Below are 21,179 nucleotides of genomic sequence, written 5' to 3'. Positions count from 1 at the left end.
GTGATTAGTAGTTAATAAGTCAGGACATTTTAAAACTTGAAAACGCTAAGATCTAGGGCCAAAAAGTCTAATTTAATATCTGAATTACTAATCACTAATCATTATTCACTAATCACTATAGTTAATACTGATAGTTGATATTGTCTTTCGTGTTTTTGTGCGTTTCGGTGTTGAGCGGCTCCAGTAGACGGTCTTTGCCGTAGATGAATTCTTCGCGCTCGTAACGCGGCGGCGCAATTTTGTTGTTCTGCAGGAAAACCGCTTCTTTCGGGCAAGCTTCCTCGCACAGACCACAGAAAATGCAGCGCAACATGTTCACCTCGTAGGTAACCGCGTATTTCTCTTCCCGGTACAAATGCTCTTCGCCTTTCAGGCGCTCGCCGGCCACGATCGTGATCGCTTCCGCCGGACAGGCTACGGCACAAAGACCACAGGCCGTGCAGCGTTCGCGGTTCTGCTCATCGCGCTTCAGCACGTGCAGGCCCCGGAACACATTGCTCATCGGGCGTTCTACTTCCGGGTACTGAACGGTAGCTTTTTTCTTGAAAAAGTGGCGTAAGGTAATGGAAAGTCCCTGGAAAATGGCCGGTAAATACGCGCGTTCCGCGAGCGTCATCGGTTTCTTTTCCAGCTTTTTTACTCTATTCGATAAAGGTTGCATAATGCGCCTTTCAGGTTAAAATTTAAAACATTGCTTTCAGTTGCGGCCAGAACAGGATCGCTGCTCCGGTTAGCACTACGTTGATCATCGCCAACGGAATCAGTATCTTCCAGCCTAGGTGCATTAACTGGTCGTAGCGGAAACGTGGCAAGGTCCAGCGCACCCACATAAAGAAGAAGATGAAGGCGAAGATCTTACCGAAGAACACCACCGTACCGATAATCGTTACCAGGTTGTGCGCCAGAGTAGGGTCGGAGGCAATATTTGCTCTTAACCACTCCTGGCCCGGGAAGTTGAATCCACCGAAATATAGCACGCTCATTACCGCCGAAGCCACAATAATATTCACGTATTCCGCAAACAGGTACAAGCCCAGTTTCATGGCCGAATATTCGGTGTGGTAACCGCCGATCAGCTCGGTTTCGCATTCCGGTAAGTCGAAAGGCGTACGGTTGGTTTCGGCAAAAGCACAGGTTAAGAAAATAATGAAGCCCAAGGGCTGGTAGAAAATATTCCAGTCCAGGCCGGAGATTCCTAAGAAACTGCCGCCTTGCTGCAGGGTAATTTCCCGCAACGAAAGCGAACCCGACATCATCAGAATGGCAATAATGGAAAGGCCCATGGCCAGTTCATAACTGATATTTTGCGAAGCTGCCCGGATAGCGCCTAATAAAGAGAACTTGTTGTTCGAAGCCCAGCCACCGATCATGATGCCATAAACGCCCAATGCCACTACACCAAAAATGTACAGCATGCCGATGTTTACTTCAATGCCCTGTAAGCGAATTTCGCCAACACCATCAATTATTAAGGTATTGCCGAACGGAATTACCGCCGAGCTCATACAAGCCGTAAGCATTGCCAGGGAAGGACCCGCTACGAACAGGAACTTATGCGCATTGGCCGGAATAAATTCTTCTTTGAAGAACATTTTTACGGCATCGGCCAGCGGCTGAGCCAGACCAAGCGGCCCCGCCCGGTTCGGACCAACGCGGTCCTGAATAAAGGCTGCAATCTTCCGTTCCGCATAGGTGCAGTAGGTAGCAATAAACAGCGTTAGCCCGAAGATCGCCAGGATGATCAGGGCATTTATGGAGAATGGGTTTAACAGGAATTCCATACTTTTTTATGATAAAGGAAGAAGGATAAAAGTAGAAAGATTAATCTTATTAAAATTGCCGATCATCTTTTATCCTTGCTCTTTTTACTTTATTCTATTTTACTGACCGGGATTGCTGGTTGGAATACTGGCAGGGCCAGCCGGCGTATCAACTACGTGTTCCGGCAGATCAGAAACTACGTGCGGGTTAATTACCGGCAGTTCGTAGTGGTTTGCCGCAATTACGGAAGCACGGGCAATGTGACGCGGTCCTTCCACGGTCCAGTCGCTCATTTCCTTTTTATCGAAGCGGCAGGTATTGCAGATGAACTGTTCTACTTCGCCGTATTCGTTTTTGCGGGCCGTTACGCGCAGCACTTCTTCGCCGCGGGTCCAGAGCACTACTTTGCCGCAGCATTTCGGGTCTTCGCAGTTGCGGTGGGCATCCAAAGGCTTCGTAAACCAAACACGGTTCTTAAAGCGGAAAGTCTTATCCGTTAAAGCGCCTACCGGACAAACATCGATCACGTTCCCAATGAATTCGTTTTCCAGGGAGTTCTCGATGTACGTTCCGATCTCAGCGGCATCGCCGCGGCCCAGTACGCCGTGCACGCGCTTATCCGTTAACTGATTGGCGGTGTACACGCAACGATAGCACAAAATGCAACGCGTCATGTGCAGCTGGATCAACGGACCGATATCGATCTTGTCGAATGTGCGGCGTTCTTCTTCGTAACGGGTTCCGGAAGTGCCGTGCTCGTAAGAGAAGTTCTGCAGGTCGCACTCGCCGGCCTGATCGCAAACCGGGCAATCGAGCGGGTGATTGATCAGCAACATTTCCACCACGCCTTTGCGGGCTTCCAGTACTTGCTCAGAAAGCGTGTTTTCTACCACCATACCGTCCTGAACCGGGGTTACGCAGGACGCAACCAGTTTCGGCATCGGGCGCGGGTCTTTGGCAGAACCGGCGGTTACTTTTACAAGACAGGCACGGCATTTACCGCCACTGCCTTGTAAAGGCGTATAGTAGCACATGGCAGGCGGTACCACCTTGCCACCAATCTGGCGGGCAGCATTCAGGATCGTGGTGCCATCCGGCACTTCCACCTCAATACCGTCGAAAGTTATTTTAGCCATTTTTTATTCGTTGTTCGTTGCTCGTTATTCGTTGTTCGAAATCTTAACCCGAACAATTTCCTAACGGCAAAACTGTAATCTATTTATTTAATCTGCAGTAAGCTCTTTGCTTTCTCAGCACCAAACCTACCGTTTTTCTTTGTAAAACTAACCTTTAACTATTTTCTGTCATCCTGAGCGCCAGCGAAGGACCTCGTCGGCAGCCGGTAGTAAGCTTTCTACTAAACTCCGACGAGTTTCTTCGCTAAAGCTCAGAATGACAAGTTTAATAACTGCAGTACGGATGTTGGTGAAAACACCAACATCGGCAAATGACAATCTGGTTAAGTTTCGTTTTACTTTATTTCTTTAAACCAATACCCCGGCTTCCTTGCGGAAAACGGCACCAGGTTTAGCAGCTTCTTCCGGATGTTTCACGTGCCACTCGAATTCCTCGCGGAAGTGACGCACCGCACTGGCAACCGGCCAGGCTGCTGCATCGCCGAGTGGGCAAATGGTATTTCCTTCAATCTGTTTTGAAATGCTAACCAGAAGATCAATATCGTGCATGGAGCCGTGACCGTGCTCTAAACGGTGAAGCACTTTTTCCATCCAGCCGGTACCTTCGCGGCAAGGCGAGCACTGGCCGCAGGACTCGTGGTGGTAGAAGCGGGAGAAGTTCCACGTGTTGCGCACAATACAGGTAGTATCGTCCATTACAATGAAACCGCCGGAACCGAGCATCGTGCCACTCACAAAACCACCTTCGGAAAGCGATTCGTAGGTCATCACGCGCGGCGTACCTTCCGCCGTTTTCAGGAATAATTCACCCGGTAGGATCGGCACCGAAGAACCACCGGCCACTACGGCCTTGAATTTCCGGTTTTTCCAGATACCGCCACAATATTCGTCGGAGTACAGGAATTCTGCTACCGGTAAGCCTAATTCAATTTCGTAAACGCCCGGTTTGTTGATGTGACCCGAAGCAGAGATAAGCTTCGTTCCGGTGGAGCGGCCTACGCCGATTTTTGCGTATTCGTCGCCGGTGTTGTTCACGATCCACGGCACAGTAGCAATGGATTCCACGTTGTTTACCACGGTCGGGCAACCGTAAAGGCCCCAGACGGCCGGGAAAGGCGGTTTGTTCCGTGGGTTACCGCGTTTACCTTCCAACGATTCCAACAAAGCAGTTTCCTCGCCGCAAATATAAGCGCCACCACCCGGGTGCACGTGTAAGTCTAAAGAGTAACCGGAACCCAGAATATTTTCGCCCAGCATACCATTTGCATACGCTTCGGCAATTGCTTTTTCCAGAATCCGCAACACGAACATCAGCTCGCCGCGGATGTAGATGTAAGAAGTTCTGGCGCCCAGTGCATAGCTGGAAGTGATCATCCCTTCAATCAGCGCGTGCGGGATCTTTTCCATCAGCACGCGGTCCTTGAAAGTACCCGGCTCCGATTCGTCGGCGTTGCAAACGAGGTAGCGCGGCTTGCCTTCCGGTTTTGCCAGGAAGCTCCACTTCATACCCGTCGGGAAGCCTGCACCTCCACGACCACGCAGACCGGATTTCTTCACCTCTTCCACCACTTCTTCAGGCGTCATGGTTTTCAGGGCTTTTTCCACCGAGCGGTAACCTCCCATTTTGCGGTAGGTTTCGTAGGTGTTTATTCCCGGTACGTTAATATGTTCGGTTAATATTTTAAGTCCCATTGTTTTCGCGGTGCTTAGACACAAGTATCAGGATACAAGTATCAAGACTTTAAAATTATATTCAAATTTTCCCTGCCGGGAATTCAGTTTTAAGTTTTTCGGTTGAAAAGGCTACTGTTTTCAGGTAGCTTTTCTGGTTTGCTGAAAACGATATCGTTTCACTTTTCCGCCGTTGTTGGTGTTTTCACCAACAACTCACTTTTTCAGCTTAAATGCTAGCGTTTCCTCGCAAAATCTGGTCTCATAAGTTCCCTCGACAAGCTCGGGATGACCAGTAATCGGATGGCCAGCAATATTAAAATCCTGCTACCTGATACCAGCTACCCGAACTACTGCTTCCGCAGATCGTCGAGCAGTTTGTCCATGCTTTCCGTATCGAGGTTTTCGTAATATTTTTCCTGAATCTGAAGCATCGGGCCCATGCCGCAGGCGGCCAAGCATTCCACGGTTTTCAGGGTGAACATGCCATCCGGGGAGGTTTCGCCAACTTTGCAGCCAATGCGGTTCTCGATGTGCTCGATCAGCTGATCGGCGCCGCGCAGCATGCAAGGTCCGGTGCGGCAAACTTCGAGTACGTGCTTGCCAACCGGCTTTAAATTGAACATGGTGTAGAAAGTAGATACCTCGTACACCTCGATCGGTTCAATGCCTAAAATCTCCGCTACCTTATCCTGCACGGCCGGGCTTACCCAACCGCCAAACTCTGCCTGGGCAATGTGCAGCACCGGCAGCAACGCTGATTTTTTACGATCGGCAGGGTAGTGGCTGATGTAGCGTTCTATTTCTTTTTGAGCGGCTTCAGAAAACTTTACGTCCGCTTTATCTTTAATTTCAACCATTTTTATTAGTTATGAGTTTAGAGTTAAAAGTTATGAGTTGAAGATCTAAGGATTCAGGAATCAATAAACTTTAAACTCATAACTCTTAACTCATAACTATTATTAAGCGTCTAATTCGCCGGCAATTACGTTCATCGAGCTCAGGATCACAATGGCATCGGACAGCGAGGTGCCAACCACCATCTCCGGGTAAGCCTGATAGTAAATATAGCAAGGGCGGCGGAAGTGCAGACGATACGGGGTACGGCCGCCGTCGGAGATCAGGTAGAAACCTAATTCGCCGTTGCCACCTTCCACCGAATGATAAACTTCGCCAACCGGCGCCTCGATTTCACCCATCACGATTTTGAAGTGGTAGATGAGGGCTTCCATGTTGCGGTAAACCTGCTGCTTGGCCGGTAAATAATATTCCGGCGCATCGGCGTGGAAAGGTCCTTCAGGCAGGTTATCCAGGGCCTGGTTTATGATGCGTAAGCTCTGCCAAACTTCTTCGTTCCGCACCATGAAGCGGTCGTAGGTATCGCCGTTGCTGCCCACCGGAATGTCGAATTCGAAATCCTGGTAAGAAGAATACGGGTTCATTACGCGCACATCGTAGTCTACCCCGGCAGCGCGCAGGTTCGGTCCGGTAAAGCCGTAGTTCAGGGCGCGCTCCGCGGTAATCGGACCTACGTTTTGCGTACGGTCCATGAAAATGCGGTTGCGGTTGAACATGGTCTCGAACTCGGCCCACACTTTCGGGAAATCTTTCAGGAAAGTACGGAGCTTGGCAATAGCCGCCGGCGAAAGGTCGCGCTCCATACCGCCGATGCGGCCCATATTGGTAGTTAAGCGGGAACCGCAGATCTCTTCGTAAATCTCGTAGATCTTTTCGCGTTCCTGGAACACGTAAAGGAAGCCGGTAAATGCTCCGGTATCCACACCCAGAATGGAGTTACAGATCAGGTGGTCGGCAATCCGCGCCAGTTCCATGGCAATAACCCGGATGTAATCGGCCCGTTTCGGCGTTTTTACCCCCAGCAGTTTTTCTACCGTCATCCACCAGCCCATATTGTTGATAGGAGCGGAGCAGTAATTCATGCGGTCGGTAAGCGGCGTGATCTGGTAGAACGGACGTCGCTCGGCAATTTTTTCGAAGGCCCGGTGAATGTAGCCGATCGTGGGCACGCCCGAAACGATCTTCTCACCGTCCATCTGAAGAATATTCTGGAAAATACCGTGCGTGGCCGGGTGCGTTGGCCCCAGGTTCAGCGTGGTAAGTTCGTTATTAAAGGAATCGGCAACCTGAAGCGAACCGTGCACCGGATTGGCCGGATGCTTTACTTCTGCTGCTTTTTTAATTTCTGCCATTTTTGGGTTCGTTATTCGTTGTTCGTTGTTCGTTGTTCGTTATTCGGATTCAGAAATTTCTTAATGCTTCAATCTGAGTAACTTTCAACGGCTAACTAACTTTACTTTTCGTTCTAAACTTGCTCCTGCTTCGGTATTGGTTTTTCAAAAAAAATCGAATAACGAACAACGAGCAACGAAATTACCTTCCGAAGAATAGGTCTACTTTATCTTCCCGGGTGCCGTCTTCCAGCGGATAGTGGCGCAGCATCGGGTGGTAATCCATGTCTTCCACATTCAGGATCCGGATCAGGTTCGGGTGACCTTCGAACTTAATGCCGTAGAAATCGAAAGCTTCGCGCTCCATCCAGTTGGCGGCGGCGTAAAGCCCGGTAGCCGTTGGCACAACCGGATCGGAGATCGGGAAGAATATCTTGATGCGCAGGCGCACGTTATGCACGAGGCTGTGCACGTGGTAGATCAGGCCGAGCTCTTTGTCTTTGTTGCTTGGGTAATGAATGCCGCACATGGTAGTGAGGAAATTCATTTGCAGATCCTGGTCCGCATGCAGGAATTCCAGCATCGGAATGATCTGATCGCGGGTGGTGGTAATCGTTAGCAGGCCGTATGGCTCTTCCACATCGGAAATAAAAGCTCCGAATTTAGATTGTAAGCGCTCTAAAACTGCCTGGTTGGTTAGTTCGGCCATGCTTATTTAATGTTGTAAGATGCTAAAAGTGCCTGGTATTCCGGAGAATTTCTGCGGCGGAGCGATTCGTTTTCGGCCAGGTCCTGTACGCGCATTAAACCGTCTAAAACGGCTTCCGGACGCGGCGGGCATCCCGGAATGTACACGTCTACCGGAATAATGCGGTCGATGCCCTGCAGTACCGAGTAAGTATCGAAGATACCGCCCGACGAAGCGCAGGCGCCCATGGCAATTACCCAGCGCGGCTCAGCCATTTGTTCGTAAACCTGTTTCACCACCGGCGCCATTTTCTTGGCAATGGTACCCATTACCATTAAAAGGTCGGCCTGGCGCGGCGAGAAGCTCGGACGCTCGGAACCGAAGCGGGAAATATCGTAGTTGGCGCCCATGGTAGCCATGTATTCGATGCCGCAGCAGGAAGTGGCAAAAGGCAGCGGCCAAAGGGAATGTTTCCGGGCAATGCCCACTACTTTCTCCAGGGAAGTAGCAAAGAAACCAGCGCCTTCAATGCCGTCCGGGGCTTCTACTAATTTAATATTGCTATTCGAATTGCTCATATGCTTGTAAGCTTTAGTCCAAATTCAGGTTTAAGAATTACCTTCCTCTCAACACCAAGCCAATTTTAAAAGTTTAATCCTATTCCGGTAGTTTCTTTGGGTTTATTCCCACTTCAGGATACCCTTTTTGATCACGTACACAAAGCCGGTCATCAGCAGGCCCATGAACGTAAGCATCTGGATAAAGCCTTCGGTACCTAATGCTTTGAAGTTAACGGCCCACGGATACATGAAAATGATCTCGATGTCGAAAAGTACAAAGAGGATCGCGGTCATGAAGTATTTATAGGAAACCGGCGTACGGGCGTTTCCTACGGTTGGAATACCGCATTCCCAGGCTTCATCCTTTACTTTGCTGTGGCGTTTCGGCCCGATCATGTGGGTTAAACCCATGGCGAAGGCTACGAAACCGGCCGCGGCCAGAAACTGCACGATGATCGGCAGGTAATCGTAAGGTATATAGTTCGGTGTTTCCATAAAACGTGTTCTGTTGCAAAATTTGGGAACAAAATTAGAGATTAATCTACAAGTTTCAAAGTTGCCGCCGCTTGTATAGACTATTTCTAAACAAACGTGCGTTGTTGGTTTTTATTTCTGTTGGATAGAAGATAAAAATTGAAAAAGTATAAAAGGTGTTTGTGTCTGTTATGAATTTGATCGGGTTGGTTTTCAAGTAGATAGGTTTGGTAATTAGGGAAGAGGTTTGAATCGGTTTCTTCTAAAAATAAAAAGCTACCGCCTTTCTCAAAACGGTAGCCTTTCGGGTAAAAATTCGGAAGTATCTATTGCTTTATTATTTTCTGAACGGAAGTGCCTTTAGCCGTTTTCAGTTGCAGGAGGTAAATGCCTTTTGGCAGCGCTTCTATGTTCAGTTGTTTTGGTTCGTTGGCATTGAATTTTTGTGTGAGCCAGGTTTTGCCGGTTAGGTCAGATAAAGTTGCCGTTGTGGCTGGACTTTTTTCCGAGGAGGTTATATTGATAATGTTTTGTGCCGGGTTGGGGAAAACGTTGAAAGCAGGAGTCGCTTTTTGATTTTCATTTGTACCTAAAGCACGTTGAAAGTACTGGAAGTTGCTGTAAACGTATTTATATTGATCTACTACTGGTCCTGTCATTTGGCCACCAACAATTTGAGGCCATCTGTAAGTCATAGAAGTAATTTCAAATAAACTATTGTAAGTAATCAAAACCTGATTTTCAGCCTCTGGTTCCCACCCACCAGCGTAGATTTCTTTTAAATATCCGGTATAATTTCCTTTTGAATCGTAATACTCATTAATTCTATAATAATTTACCCAGGCATTATTCTGGTTTAATTCCACTGTGTAAATGCTTCCTCCGTTGCCTGTTAAAGAAATGGTGTTTCTTGAACCTGGCGACCATTGATTAGTTGCTCTGTCATAAATATAACGTATATATGATGCCGGATTAACGTTTGCCAGATGCCAGGAAGCATAAACATATTTTTCCATTTTTTGCCAGTTTGCACCACCAGGAACGTCATGTTGAACTTCAGTTATCAGACCATTTGCCCAGGAATAAGATCTTCTGTTGGAGAGATTCCAGTTTCCGTTTACCAGCGTTGATCCTATTTCTTCTACCTTATTCCCATTCACGTCATAATTGTATTCAGTTTTCCTCACTTCCCAAATGCCATTTTGAATATCTTTTTTTATTCGAATTACAACTCTGTTATTGGTGTCGAAAATCAAAGTATCTTTCCAACCGTGTGTTACTACCCAAGAGTTATTTTGCCATTGGTAACTTAAGTTACTGCTAGGTTCCCCAGAGACGTGATATGTCATTTCGTTTTTAGAGATATTCTCATTGGTATTCGGATCTAAGCTTAGCTTTGTTAATTGGTTTCCGTGAGAATCATAAGTGTAAGTGGAATTTGCAACATGAACCCAATTGGTACCATTATGGTCAAAATCCTGACTGGAGCCCGGTTTAGAGATAGTGGTCATGGTTTGAGCTACTACCTTTGTTAAAAGGAATCCGTTTAATATAATGAAGGCTAAAAAGGCTTGCCAGTTTTGGCAGAAAGTAAATTTTATTTTCATAATAATCTTCCTTTAGTTCTGTATTATTCAGGTCGTAACAATTATTTAAATCGTTGCCTTTATTACTAAATAAAAAAGCTACCGCCTTTTTCAGAACGGTAGCTTTTTGGGTAAAAATCAGGTTAGCACTATTGCTTTATTATTTTCTGAACGGAAGTGCCCTGGGCCGTTTTCAGTTGGAGCAGGTATATGCCTTTGGGCAGCGCTTCAATGTTCAGTTGTTTTTTCTCTTTCTCAGTAAACGATCTTGTCAGCCGGGCTTTTCCGCTTAAATCTGAAACGGTAACTTGCAAGGCTTCCTGCTTGTTTTCGGGAAGTTCCACGGTAATAAGATCCCGGCCGGGATTGGGATAAAGGGAGAACGCAAGCTTTGTATTCTGGTTGTTAGTGTTGTCCGGTGCCTGGTTGAAATACTGAAAATCGCTGTAGATATATTTAACGCCATCCTTTATTGGACTGCCCATTATTGAATGATCCTGGTACTTCATTAATAATTGAGTAACATCAAATTTATCGTTGTAAGTATAAATGCTTGGCTTTTCATCATAAAGCTGGTACTGGCCGGTCGAGTCTATATATCTTTCACTTTTTTGGTTTGTAAGGTTCCCTCTGAAATCCTTAACATTTATTACGCGTACTTTTTTTTCATACGAGCCTTTAAGTGGATTGTAGTCATCATACCAGGTAGTATCTCCGCCATTCGGCCCTAAGGTTACGGTAACTCGGCCTCCATCGCTTGTGTAAATGGCAGGAGAAATGTTTGGGACGTGCCACGCATAATAATCGATTGTTTTGCCTAAGTCCCAACCGTAGGTACCATAATTGCGACCGAAATATTGCACTTGGGTTATTATACCGTTTTGGTCGTATTTTATATTTTTTCTCGAGATATTTAGCCAACCTCCTATATAAGCATCCTCAACGTAAAAATTTTCCTGAATACACAAACCATTGGAATCATATAGAAAATGCGTGCGGTTTTCGTTCCATTTATAACCATCCCAGGAGAAGCCATACAGGGAATCCATTTTGCCGCCGCTATAAAAAGGAATAGACCTGCCACCCTTGTAAGTATGCCATCTGCCACTTACCCAAAGGTACTCTATGTAACTTCTTAAAATTCCCAGTGAATCGTATTCGCTAACGTTCCGGCCAACATTCTGATTTGTTTGCGGATCACGTTGATAATCTTCCAGTTCCTGCCCGGCAACATTATAGGTGTAGGTGCTATTTGAACTATGAATCCAGGTGGTGCCGTCGTGGTAATAATTCATGCTCTTTCCCGGTTTCGAAAAGGGCTTATCGCTTTGGGCATTTGCGTTTTGCGTTAACATGCTTACAAACAGGATCAGTAAAAACCCTGATTCACACCAAAACTTCTTCGTAATTTTCTTCTTCATAGCAGCATGACTAACAACTTGCAGGTGTAAAGATAGGTGAAACCGTTATTTGAAATAACAACAAAAGCTATCGTTTTTTTTTTATCAGCAAACGATAGCTTTTCGGGATCAGCAAACGATAGCTTTTCGGGTAAAAGTCCAGAAGTATCTATTGCTTTACAATCTTCTTCACCAAAGTGCCTTTTTCAGTTTGCAGGGTCAGGAAATAAACGCCGGCCGGCCAGGATTCAAGCTTTAAAGTGATGCTGTTACCCCGCGTAATTTCCTGAACCAGCCTGATCTTTCCGGTATAATCCGACACGGAAATCGTTCCTTCTTTCCCGGCAGCTTCATTTAAGGCAATGGTTACCAGATCGGAAGCTGGGTTCGGGTAAACGTTCACCTGCATTTCAGGCATGAGCTTGCTGGTTCCGCTGATCAGTTGAAAATCATAGAAGGTAATTTTCAGCTCATTTTCCAGTTGGTTGGTGGCTGCTTTCCAGCGTCTTTCTATTACCTCGGTCAGGCGGTTCTGCGTGTCATAAGTTCGCTGGGCTTCCTGGTGGGAAACTTTCACCCAGTTGTTGTTCTGCCAGTCAAAGACCTGATAGCCGGAAGTATTGGTGGCCGGATCTTGCAGGGAAACTACTTTTAAAGAGTTTTCCCAGTTGCCGTTCAGGTTTCTTTCCGTAATGTTGGTATAGCCGCCCGTTGCATCGTAGGTAAAGGTTTGGCGACTCTTGTCTTGCCAGGCGTTATTTACCCAGTCCTGAACCTGGTACCCCAGCGTTTTATTGGTTACCGCATCGTAGGTGTAATTATGAAAGCGGGAAAAATTCTGCCAGGCGTTATTCACGTAATTCTGCACCAGATACTCCGAAAGCAGGTTGTTCTGGTAAACCGAGGTGCGCTTTACCTGATACGCCCAGGCGCCCTGCTGCCAGAAACTGATCTTCTCTTCGGTCGGCTGACCGGCGGTATTTAAAACATACTCGTGCCTGGCTTTATTTTCCCAAAGGCCGTTCTGCCACTCCTGCACAAGATCTTCCGTAATCAGGTTATTGGCGTTGTAGGTTAACAAGTGCTTTTGTCCGGATTGGGTTTGCCACTGGCCGTTTACCATTGTCTGTACCAGGCGCTCGGTCTGGGTATTATGGGCATCGTAAACGTAAAGCCACTGCTCCATAAAAGCCCCGGTTGCGGCATCGATCATTACGGTTTTGAGAATGTTGCCTTGGGTATCGTAGGTGTTTTCCGAGCGCGAGTCGGCCACCCAACCATTATTCCACGTGAAATAATCTGCTTTGCCGGGTTTGTCGTTACTGGCAAGGCGTTTGGTATTTGCTTCAGCCTTGATGCCGGAAACTGAAACTACCGGGGTTTGAGGAATTTCGAACGCCTGAGCTGAAGCCTGTAAGCTGCATCCGAAAAATATAGCAAAACCGGCAATAGCCGAAAGAAAGGTAAAAGAGAACGATATTTTTTTCATAGTTTTTGTTGCGTTGGCCGCGTGCAGCGGTTAACAGGTTTGGTTGGAATTCGAAAAGGGTAGATGCAGGAAAAAGCCCGGACGTTGCACATGTCTGAAATTAAATGCTGTTTTTTTTACAGATGTTGCTTTTTGCATAGGCAAAGAAAAAGCTACCGCTTTCTTCTTCAGAAAACGGTAGCTTTTCAGACTGAAAACCCCTTCAGGTATTTATTGCTTCACTACTTTTTGGACCGAAGTACCTTTGGCAGTTTTCAGTTGCAACAGGAAAATGCCTTTGGGAAGCGATTCCATGTTTAGTTGCTTCGGCTGGTCGGCTTTAAAGTTTTCGGTTAGCCAGGTTTTGCCGGTAATGTCCGATAAGGTTGCCGTTAAAGCAGTGGCGCTATTTTCCGGGAAGTCAATTGATATAATATTGATAGCCGGGTTAGGATATACATTTACTGCCTTTTCAGAATGGGTTTTATTTATTCCCGAAATGGTAAAGGACTGGAAATTACTGTACACCTCTTTAGCGCGGTCTTGCAGCACGCCAGGGGCGTAAGATTGGGAATCCTGAAAAATTCGTTCCGTTATATCGATGCCGGAGTAAGTTAAGATCTGGCGCTCTGCGCTTGTGGTTTCCCAGGCGTTGGTCATGATACTCCAGGTTTCATTTTGCCTGCCGGTATAGTTTCTATTAAAATCGTAGCTTTCGGTTACCCGCAATGAATTTTGCCAGGTGCTACCCGTCCAGGATTGGGAAGTGCCTACATGACCGCCATTCTGATCGTAAACTGCAGCGTATTTTTCTTCTTTTACCCAGGTGTTGTAGTAATAAAATTCCATTTCATAGGCTAATGGGATTTCGTAGAGCACATGCCAGGTCAGGTTCAGCATTCGATTAACATCCTCCCAGGTGGTGCCGTTGTGTTGCTGCATAAGGGTACTGGTTGCTACCCCGCCGGTATTGTTCAGGATTACGCGTTCGCTTAATTTCCAGGCCGTACCAAACCAGGTAGAGTAGGTAAGGGAGGTCATCAGGTTGTTGGTATCGTAGGCTATTTCTACGCGGTCGCCCTTCACCCATACGCCATTCAGATGATCCCAATTCCCATAAATTATTTCAGTTTTATTGCCTATGGAGTTGTAGGTTGTAATTATTCTATAACCATCTACCAGGTTCCAGGCGGTGCCGTTCCATTGTTCTTTTCGGTATTCCGCCTCATTGCCCATCAGGTCGTAGGAATAAAATTCGCGTGCTATATTCTGATTCGAGTTTGGCAAAGTGTAATAGCGTGATAGCAGGCGGCCCTGGGTATTGTATAAGTAAGTACTTTGCGTTTGGAGCTGCCAGTTCCCGGAGCTGGTCGCAAGAAAATCCTGACTGTTCCCTGGTTTCGAAACCAGGGCATTAATTTTAGCGCTGCTGCTATGAGGATTTTTTGCTGCTTGATTGCCTGTGCGGAACAGCGACATTTTTGCCTGACCTGAAGCCGCATTGTAGGCGCCGGCCAGTACCAATAAGATTAGGGCAGCAGCTAAAAATCTGGTAGTAAAGTTTCGTCCCATGAAGGTGATTTTTTAACCCTAAAAGTAAAGAAACGCTTTGTGAAAACAAAAGATAGTGTGTTGTTCGCTTTCAGGCATTCCTGATCGTTGTTTTGGAAAGGTTAAGCATTGAATATTAGTAATTTAAAAAGGGTATTCAGTAGGCTTAAAAAACAAAGTAAAGGGCGCTGATCTCAGGTGTTCGTAGCAATGGCTAAATAGGACTGCAGGTTGTAGTGTAAAGGCGAAAGAAGAAGAGCGCTTGAATAAGGGGTTCCCAGTGCATGGAGCACGTTTAATACCACTTAGGATTTTTAAAGTTTTTATGGAATTGCAGTAAGGTGGTTGAATGTGAAAAACGTAGGAAAAACGGTCGCCCGCAATGGCCAAATGAGAAGGAATACCGCATTCTTATTTATCGGAAAACGATAGCTTTTCGGGCCGAAAAGTAGCGTGTTTTACTGCTTTATTATTTTCTGAACGGTTATGCCTGATTCAGTTTGCAGGCTCAGCAGGTAAATTCCGGCCTTCAGATCTCCTAAATCCAGCTGTATGGCTTTTGTTTCTTTAAAGTACTCCTTCCGGATCATTTTTCCGGAAATATCGGTAAGTATTACTAAGCCAGACCGGTGTTTGGCTGCAAATCCGATGGTTAGGCTGTTCCGCGTAGGGTTAGGAAATACGTTCAGGAATTCTGGCTTATTGTTTGTTCGCGTTAAGCCGGAAACAGAGGTGCAGATCCCAATATTTGAAGTGCCATGGCCGGTTAATACCGCGTTCACAAAGCGCCTGGAATAAATAGTATAAAAGGAAGGTTGTGGTGTAGCAAAGCGTATAGGCAATTTAAACGGCGATAAAACGGAAAAACCGGGCCCTTCCTTATAATGTATACGGATCAGTAAAGAGTCATTCCGGTAAATATGCCTCACAGAATCAAGCGTATAACCTGAATGATAATGCATGCCCGATACAGTTACCGTAAAGCTATCGGCCTGGCAGACATAAGGCAAATTTCTGAGGGTGTCATTCTCAAGCATAACTTGCGCTTTTGCAGAGGAATTAAAACCTAACAAAATGAGTAACAGACATAGTAATTTTTTCATAGTCGGAGCGTTTACAGCGTTAAGTCGTAACATATCGTTAATTCGTTGCTTCTGAAATAAAAAAAGCTACCGCCTTCCTCGCCGGAAAACGGTAGCTTTTCAGGTAAAAATGCACGAAGCACTATTGCTTCACGATTCTGGAAGTGTAAGTTCCCTTACCGTTTTGTACGTTAAGCAGATAAATGCCAGCTGGTAAAGCCGAAACATCGATGCGGGAGCTGCCCGCTGGCAATACTTCGGTGCGTACCACACGGCCCGTTAGGTCAGCTACTTTAACGGTAGCAGTCAACTGCTCTTCCAGCTGAATATGGAGTGTTCCGGAAACCGGATTCGGATAAAGTCTGGCGTTCAACTGCGGAAGTTCTTTGGGAGTGCCGGAAATCCGCAGGAAGTTGGAATACACTTTTCTGGAAGTAGCCATTAAGGTACTGGTTTGGGAATCCCAGTTCTTGAAAGTAGTTTCGGTTATGTCATTGGTAGCGTTATACGTGTGGAGTTGCTGATCCTGGTAAGTGGTTTCCCAGGCGTTATTTACCCATTCTTCAGTCTGATACCCGGTATAAATCATCTGGTTGTCGTAAGTTTCCGTATAGCGGTTTTCGTTTACCCACGCATTGTTCATCCAGATCTCGCTGGTTTCTACATAACCGCCATTCGCAGGATATACGCTGGTACTTTTGCTTTCATTTACCCAGGCGTTGTTTTGCCATACTTGTCCGGTATGGCTCAGGGTTTCCCAATTGGCAAAGTTATGCCACACAATATTTATGACCCGTTCATCATTTACCCAGTTTCCGGTCAGGTTCATTTTCTGTAAAACAGCTTCGTTAGGCGTGGAAGCCCCGGCGGCATACAGATAAGTGCCTTTATTGGTAGGTACCCAGGCAGAACCTACCCATTCGTGGAATAGTTCTTCGGTAAGCTTCCCATTCGTATAGGTGTAAGTAAGCTTTTCTAAGCCTTCCCAGGCATTGTTTGTCCAATCGTAATAAGTTTCTTCCGTCATGTTGCCGGCTGCATCGTAAGCATACACGCTTTTGCCGGAGTTTTGCCAGGCATTATTGCTATAATACTCAGCGATATGTTCTGTAGGTTTGCCGGCCGCATTGTAGGTGCTGGTATAGCGGGAGCCATGGCTCAGTTCCCACACGCTGGAAGTTGGATTCCAGTAATGGGTTCCCTGAAAAGCTTCCTTGCCCTGCGCATCATAAGCAGTAGAATCCCACACCAGATTCTGGTTCGTGGATATATGCCGCTCTACCATAGACGTTAAACGGCTAGCGGCATTGTATACGTATTTGCTTTTGCTTACCAGCACCAGGTTGCCGCTTTGTTGCGTATCATAATAATTGTCGCTGTTTTGCGGCAGCGATTTTACCGAGGCCTGGCGGGCATGCGCTGCCGTTTTAGCCGGTTGCTGGTTTGTTCTGGTTTTCTTATGCTTTAAGAAGTTTTGCGCTGCGCTTTCGGTAGAGGCACCTAAAAGGAGCAGGCCGGCCGCTAAAGTAGCTCTTAACAGGTTTGCCGGAATTAACGATGAGTAAGGGTTTTTCATATAAGTTGGTTTATTTAGTTTTTAAGAATATTTGCGTGAAATTAACCATGGAATTTAAATGCTGAAATACCCTGTTTTAGGTATTTAAGGGATATAAAAACATCATTTTTAGAAAATGCCACCGGGTAAAAGTAAATAGTTAGGCCTGCTGAATTCTTCCGGAAAATAAAATCACAGCTTCAGCACATTCCGGGTACTGCTGCCGTCCGGCTTTTGCAACTGCAGCCTGTAAACTCCCTTCGGAAACGGCCTGAGATCTATTTTTTGGTTAACAGTTTCGTTTACTTCCTTGTTTAGTAAAATCCGTCCTAAGGCATCTGTAAGCAACAACCGGCCGGAAACGGGGCGTTCTGTTACCAGATAGATAAAGTCGGTTGTCGGGGTCGGGTAGACCTGAAAAGCTGGAGTTTGGGGTAGTTCTGAATTAACGGAGGCAATGGCCGAGCAGACCGACAGGCTGGTAGAAATGGTTTTATGCAGCTGTCCGTCGTAAAAGCCTTGTACCAGCACGTGGTAACGGCCAAAATTCGGCGCCGGAATAGTTATTTGCCGGTGCAGCGGGTAAGGCATAGCCGGTCCGGCCACGGAATTAGAATAGAACTGCACATAAACCGTATCGTTCCGGACAAAATATTGCTGGCCTCCGGAAGTTACTGCCATGCTTGAATACCAGCCGAAAACTTCCACATTAAAAACGTTGGCCTGGCAAATATAAGGCGGTGCGGCAATGCTGTCGAAGGTGAAATAGGTTTGCGCCTGGCTCAGGCGCGAAATACCAAAGCAGAGAAAAAAGAAAAGTAAATACTTTTTCATAGGCAGGTCAGGCTTTGTTTACCTGCCTGAAGACGCCAGAAAGGTGGTAAAACGTTGCCTGGTGCCCCAACTATTTTTTTTGAAAGCATAAACAGGCATTGGGCCAAAAAAGGCTACCGCTTTCTTTTCCGGAAAACGGTAGCTTTTGAGCTTTAAAAGTATAATGACTTACTGTTTTAGAAACTTTGAAATGTAAGTACCTCTGGCATTCTGAAGGCGGATGATATAGGTGCCTTTGGCCAGCGAAGCAATATTAAGCTGCCGATCAGTTGGTTTCAATTCGTGTTTATAGACAGGCCGGCCGGTTAAATCCGAAATAAGAACCGTGGTTTGTAATGGCGTTTCCATTTGAATAGTTACCCTGTCCGAAGCCGGATTTGGATAAAGCTGAACATGTAACGGCAAAGAAGCTTCTTTTATACCGGAAATACGGGTGAAATTGTAATATACTTGCTTTTGGAAGGAACGATAGGAATTGGTTGCCTGGTCCCATTCACGGTAAATACGCTCGGTAATATCGCCGTTGGCATTGTAGGTAAGAATTTCCTGGTAATCGGTGTCTAAACCCCAGGCATTATTCTGCCATAATTCATTCTTACTTCCTATAAAATTCCTGTTGTTGTCAGTGGAATGCAGGTGGCGTCTGGCGTTTACCCAGGCATTGGCCGAAGCATCCCAGTACTGAGAGGTTGATACAAATCCCCCAAGATTATCATAAACAGTGGTATCGCTGGAGAGGTTTACCCAGCCATTGTTGCTCCAGGTCTGGCTTCTATACCCGTGAACCTGAAAGCTGCCAAAAAAGCCGTCCTTCTGAAAGTTATTAAAGTTGTACCAGGAAATAGAAAACAGCCGCTTTTCATTCACCCAGATGCCACCCATAAGCTTCTGATACAGAATGCCATCAGGAGTGTTTCCGGAAGTTCCATACGTATAAATTTCCTTTCGGGTAGGTTCCCAGGCATTACTCCGCCAGTTGTAGAAAACCTTTTCCGCCATGTTTCCTGCCGAATTATAGGAAGTAGTATCCTTATATGCGTTTACCCAATTCCCACCCTTAACCGACTGCGATATTCTTGCTGTTACCTGGCCGGCGCTATTTTTCATTACCAGAGATTTATACCCGTACCACAACTCCCAGGCATTGTTTGCCCATGAATAGTTCTCATAGAAACTTATATTCCCTGAAGCATCGTAGGCCATGGTATCTTTCACCTGGAACTGTCCGCTGGGCATTGTTCTTACCACCCGTGCTACCTGCTGGCCGGCTGCATTATAGCGGTATGTACTTTTGGTATCTAATCCCCACCCGCCACCCTGCGGGCTATAATCATCGCTATTGCCAGGCAGCGAATTGTTGGAGGCGAACCGGGATGCCGTTGATGTAGCATGCAATTCTTGAGCGGAAGAAAAAGCAGGAGCATCCTTTCTGAATTGGCCAGCTGCATCAGTCAAAAAAGTTAGCATCAGGCCACCTGCGGCAGCTATTTTAAGCGCTTTACCTGATAGCAGATTTTGTAGACATTTATTCATAAGTTTTACGGTAAGGTTGTGGTTGAAAAAAAATAGAAAGTAAAGTAACATCTTAGAAAGTAAAGAAACCTACGTAGTTCATCGTATTTTTTGTAGTTATTGCCTAAACAGGATGCTGAAAATCGTCATAATGTTGCTGTTGTAATAAAAAAAAAGCTACCGCCTTCCTCTCCGGAAAACGGTAGCTTTTCAGCTTTAAAAGTAAGACTTTAGTTTTTAATGATTCTCTTCACTGTATTTCCTTCAGCAAATTGCACCGTGAGCAGGTAAACGCCAGGCTTAAGGCTTTCCAGATTTAATTTAGGTGCTTCTGAAGGTTTAAAATTCCGCCTTAGGATTACCTTCCCGGTTAGATCGGAGAGCTGTGCAGATACACCAGTCGATTTTTCCGTAAGTTCAATGTTCAGTTGGCTATGGGTTGGATTAGGATAAATAGTAACGTTTTCCGGGGTATCTAATGGTTTAGGAATGCCGGTAATCCGGTTGTTGAAATAAACTTCCTTTAACTCATCTGTCCAGCCCAAATTGCTTAAATTATAAAATGCCCAGAAACGGTAAACGCGTTCGGTAACCTGATCGGACTGGTTGTAAGTAAGTGCCTGTACCGATTCTAATCTTCTGTGCCAGGTTCCATTGATCCATTCTTCATCTTTAGAACCGGTATAATTTCCTTTTGCATCTATGGTTGCCGACTTACGCAGAGTATTTTCCCAGTTGCCGTTATACAATTCCTGGTAAGTATAAACAAAGCCCCCCAAGGAATCAAAAGAGCCTTGCATCCGGGCTATATCTTCCCACGCATTATTAACCCAACGCTTGGCGGTTAGGTCGGCGGGTTGCATTTTGGCAAAGTTATGCCAGGTAAAATTTACGTGTTTCTCAAAATCAACCCAGACCCCGTTTACCTGTTTTTGGAATGTAATTTCGGTAGCAGACCCTCCCGGCAATGCATAAGTATAGATAGTTTTAAAATTCAGGTTCGGATTATTTTGGTAGCTTTCGGTAAACTCCAGTAAGTCACCGGCAGTATTATATATAGACAAATCGCTTTTATAAAACTGCCAGCTCCAGTTGCTTTGTTGAATATCCTGGTACATGGCTAGGTTTTCCTTGCCATTCGGAAGATAAGAGCGCACAACCCTGTATCCGGCGTCTGGAATCCAGTTGTTAATGCTGCTGTTCCATTTGAATTTAGCGTTAATCAGTTCTTTGTTGTTCCGGTCGTAAGTGATCGAATCTTTTTCAACTGCCGTGTTGCCAAGGTCGAAAACGGTGCGGGAATTATACCGGCCTAAGGAATCGTAGGTGTAAAATCCCCGGTTAGCCAAACGCCAGCCCGTACTGCTGGTATCAGGCAAATAAATATCGCAATACGGGAGGTGGGAAGTTGCGCGCTTTTGGCCGGAAACTTTCCTACTATTTGTTCCGTTCTGGAGCTTTTGAGAATTATGCTCTGAGCTTAAACCAAAATAATGACTAAAGATGCCTGATGTGCTTCTTTGAGCAGCAGCAGGAAAGAAAGAACTGAAAACCGCCAGAAAAGAGCAGATCAGAATTTTGTAATATGAAAAAGGAAATAGGTTTTTCATAGATGGATTGCCGGATTAAATGATGGATTGCCGGATTAAATACTAGGTCGCCGAAATTTCTAAAACAGTTGCCTGCCTTAACAAATAAAAAAAGCTACCGCC

Annotated in this window: 18 protein-coding genes; all 18 read right to left on the bottom strand. The window is 45.9% G+C overall.

Annotation, left to right across the window (positions count from 1 at the left end; translation table 11 throughout):
- Positions 1-121: 121 nt before the first annotated feature.
- Complete coding sequence (locus tag F0P94_RS05880; RefSeq protein WP_150902881.1) at positions 122-661, bottom strand: NuoI/complex I 23 kDa subunit family protein; 540 nt, start codon at positions 659-661, stop codon at positions 122-124.
- Between the two features lie 22 nt (positions 662-683).
- Positions 684-1,781, bottom strand: a complete 1,098-nt coding sequence (gene nuoH, locus F0P94_RS05875; RefSeq protein WP_150902880.1) for an NADH-quinone oxidoreductase subunit NuoH — start codon at positions 1,779-1,781, stop codon at positions 684-686.
- A gap of 99 nt (positions 1,782-1,880) precedes the next feature.
- Positions 1,881-2,897: a 2Fe-2S iron-sulfur cluster-binding protein gene (locus F0P94_RS05870; RefSeq protein WP_150902879.1), complete on the bottom strand. Its 1,017-nt coding sequence runs from the start codon at positions 2,895-2,897 to the stop codon at positions 1,881-1,883.
- A 348-nt stretch (positions 2,898-3,245) separates the two neighbouring features.
- Positions 3,246-4,589 (bottom strand): NADH-quinone oxidoreductase subunit NuoF, encoded by a 1,344-nt coding sequence (gene nuoF, locus F0P94_RS05865; protein ID WP_150902878.1) that lies wholly within the window; start codon positions 4,587-4,589, stop codon positions 3,246-3,248.
- A gap of 329 nt (positions 4,590-4,918) precedes the next feature.
- A complete protein-coding gene (locus F0P94_RS05860) occupies positions 4,919-5,428 on the bottom strand; it encodes an NADH-quinone oxidoreductase subunit NuoE family protein (protein WP_150902877.1) in 510 nt (169 codons plus the stop codon).
- A gap of 102 nt (positions 5,429-5,530) precedes the next feature.
- On the bottom strand, positions 5,531-6,778 hold the full coding sequence (nuoD, locus tag F0P94_RS05855) for an NADH dehydrogenase (quinone) subunit D (RefSeq protein ID WP_150902876.1): 1,248 nt from the start codon (positions 6,776-6,778) through the stop codon (positions 5,531-5,533).
- Positions 6,779-6,959: 181 nt separating this feature from the next.
- Positions 6,960-7,466, bottom strand: coding sequence for an NADH-quinone oxidoreductase subunit C (locus tag F0P94_RS05850; protein ID WP_150902875.1), 507 nt, complete (start codon positions 7,464-7,466; stop codon positions 6,960-6,962).
- A gap of 2 nt (positions 7,467-7,468) precedes the next feature.
- The gene (locus tag F0P94_RS05845) at positions 7,469-8,023 is read right to left on the bottom strand and encodes an NADH-quinone oxidoreductase subunit B (protein ID WP_150902874.1); all 555 of its coding nucleotides are present in this window, start codon (positions 8,021-8,023) and stop codon (positions 7,469-7,471) included.
- 102 nt (positions 8,024-8,125) lie between these two features.
- The gene (locus F0P94_RS05840) at positions 8,126-8,500 is read right to left on the bottom strand and encodes an NADH-quinone oxidoreductase subunit A (RefSeq protein ID WP_150902873.1); all 375 of its coding nucleotides are present in this window, start codon (positions 8,498-8,500) and stop codon (positions 8,126-8,128) included.
- Between the two features lie 305 nt (positions 8,501-8,805).
- Complete coding sequence (locus F0P94_RS05835) at positions 8,806-10,086, bottom strand: T9SS type A sorting domain-containing protein (protein ID WP_150902872.1); 1,281 nt, start codon at positions 10,084-10,086, stop codon at positions 8,806-8,808.
- Positions 10,087-10,214: 128 nt separating this feature from the next.
- On the bottom strand, positions 10,215-11,420 hold the full coding sequence (locus F0P94_RS05830) for a T9SS type A sorting domain-containing protein (protein ID WP_191906936.1): 1,206 nt from the start codon (positions 11,418-11,420) through the stop codon (positions 10,215-10,217).
- A 214-nt stretch (positions 11,421-11,634) separates the two neighbouring features.
- Entirely contained in the window at positions 11,635-12,954 is a 1,320-nt protein-coding gene (locus F0P94_RS05825) for a T9SS type A sorting domain-containing protein (RefSeq protein WP_150902870.1), read from the bottom strand.
- 210 nt (positions 12,955-13,164) lie between these two features.
- Positions 13,165-14,505: a T9SS type A sorting domain-containing protein gene (locus F0P94_RS05820; protein ID WP_150902869.1), complete on the bottom strand. Its 1,341-nt coding sequence runs from the start codon at positions 14,503-14,505 to the stop codon at positions 13,165-13,167.
- 437 nt (positions 14,506-14,942) lie between these two features.
- Positions 14,943-15,521, bottom strand: a complete 579-nt coding sequence (locus F0P94_RS05815) for a T9SS type A sorting domain-containing protein (RefSeq protein ID WP_191906935.1) — start codon at positions 15,519-15,521, stop codon at positions 14,943-14,945.
- Positions 15,522-15,708: 187 nt separating this feature from the next.
- A complete protein-coding gene (locus F0P94_RS05810; RefSeq protein WP_150902867.1) occupies positions 15,709-17,142 on the bottom strand; it encodes a T9SS type A sorting domain-containing protein in 1,434 nt (477 codons plus the stop codon).
- 171 nt (positions 17,143-17,313) lie between these two features.
- On the bottom strand, positions 17,314-17,955 hold the full coding sequence (locus F0P94_RS05805) for a T9SS type A sorting domain-containing protein (RefSeq protein ID WP_150902866.1): 642 nt from the start codon (positions 17,953-17,955) through the stop codon (positions 17,314-17,316).
- A gap of 168 nt (positions 17,956-18,123) precedes the next feature.
- The gene (locus F0P94_RS05800; RefSeq protein WP_191906934.1) at positions 18,124-19,350 is read right to left on the bottom strand and encodes a T9SS type A sorting domain-containing protein; all 1,227 of its coding nucleotides are present in this window, start codon (positions 19,348-19,350) and stop codon (positions 18,124-18,126) included.
- A gap of 347 nt (positions 19,351-19,697) precedes the next feature.
- A complete protein-coding gene (locus F0P94_RS05795; protein ID WP_150902864.1) occupies positions 19,698-21,077 on the bottom strand; it encodes a T9SS type A sorting domain-containing protein in 1,380 nt (459 codons plus the stop codon).
- Positions 21,078-21,179: the final 102 nt, after the last annotated feature.

Source organism: Adhaeribacter soli, from assembly GCF_008727925.1.
GTDB lineage: Bacteria > Bacteroidota > Bacteroidia > Cytophagales > Hymenobacteraceae > Adhaeribacter_A > Adhaeribacter_A soli.
The sequence above is the reverse complement of the archived record's forward strand: the minus strand, read 5'-3'. Positions and strand labels throughout refer to the sequence as shown.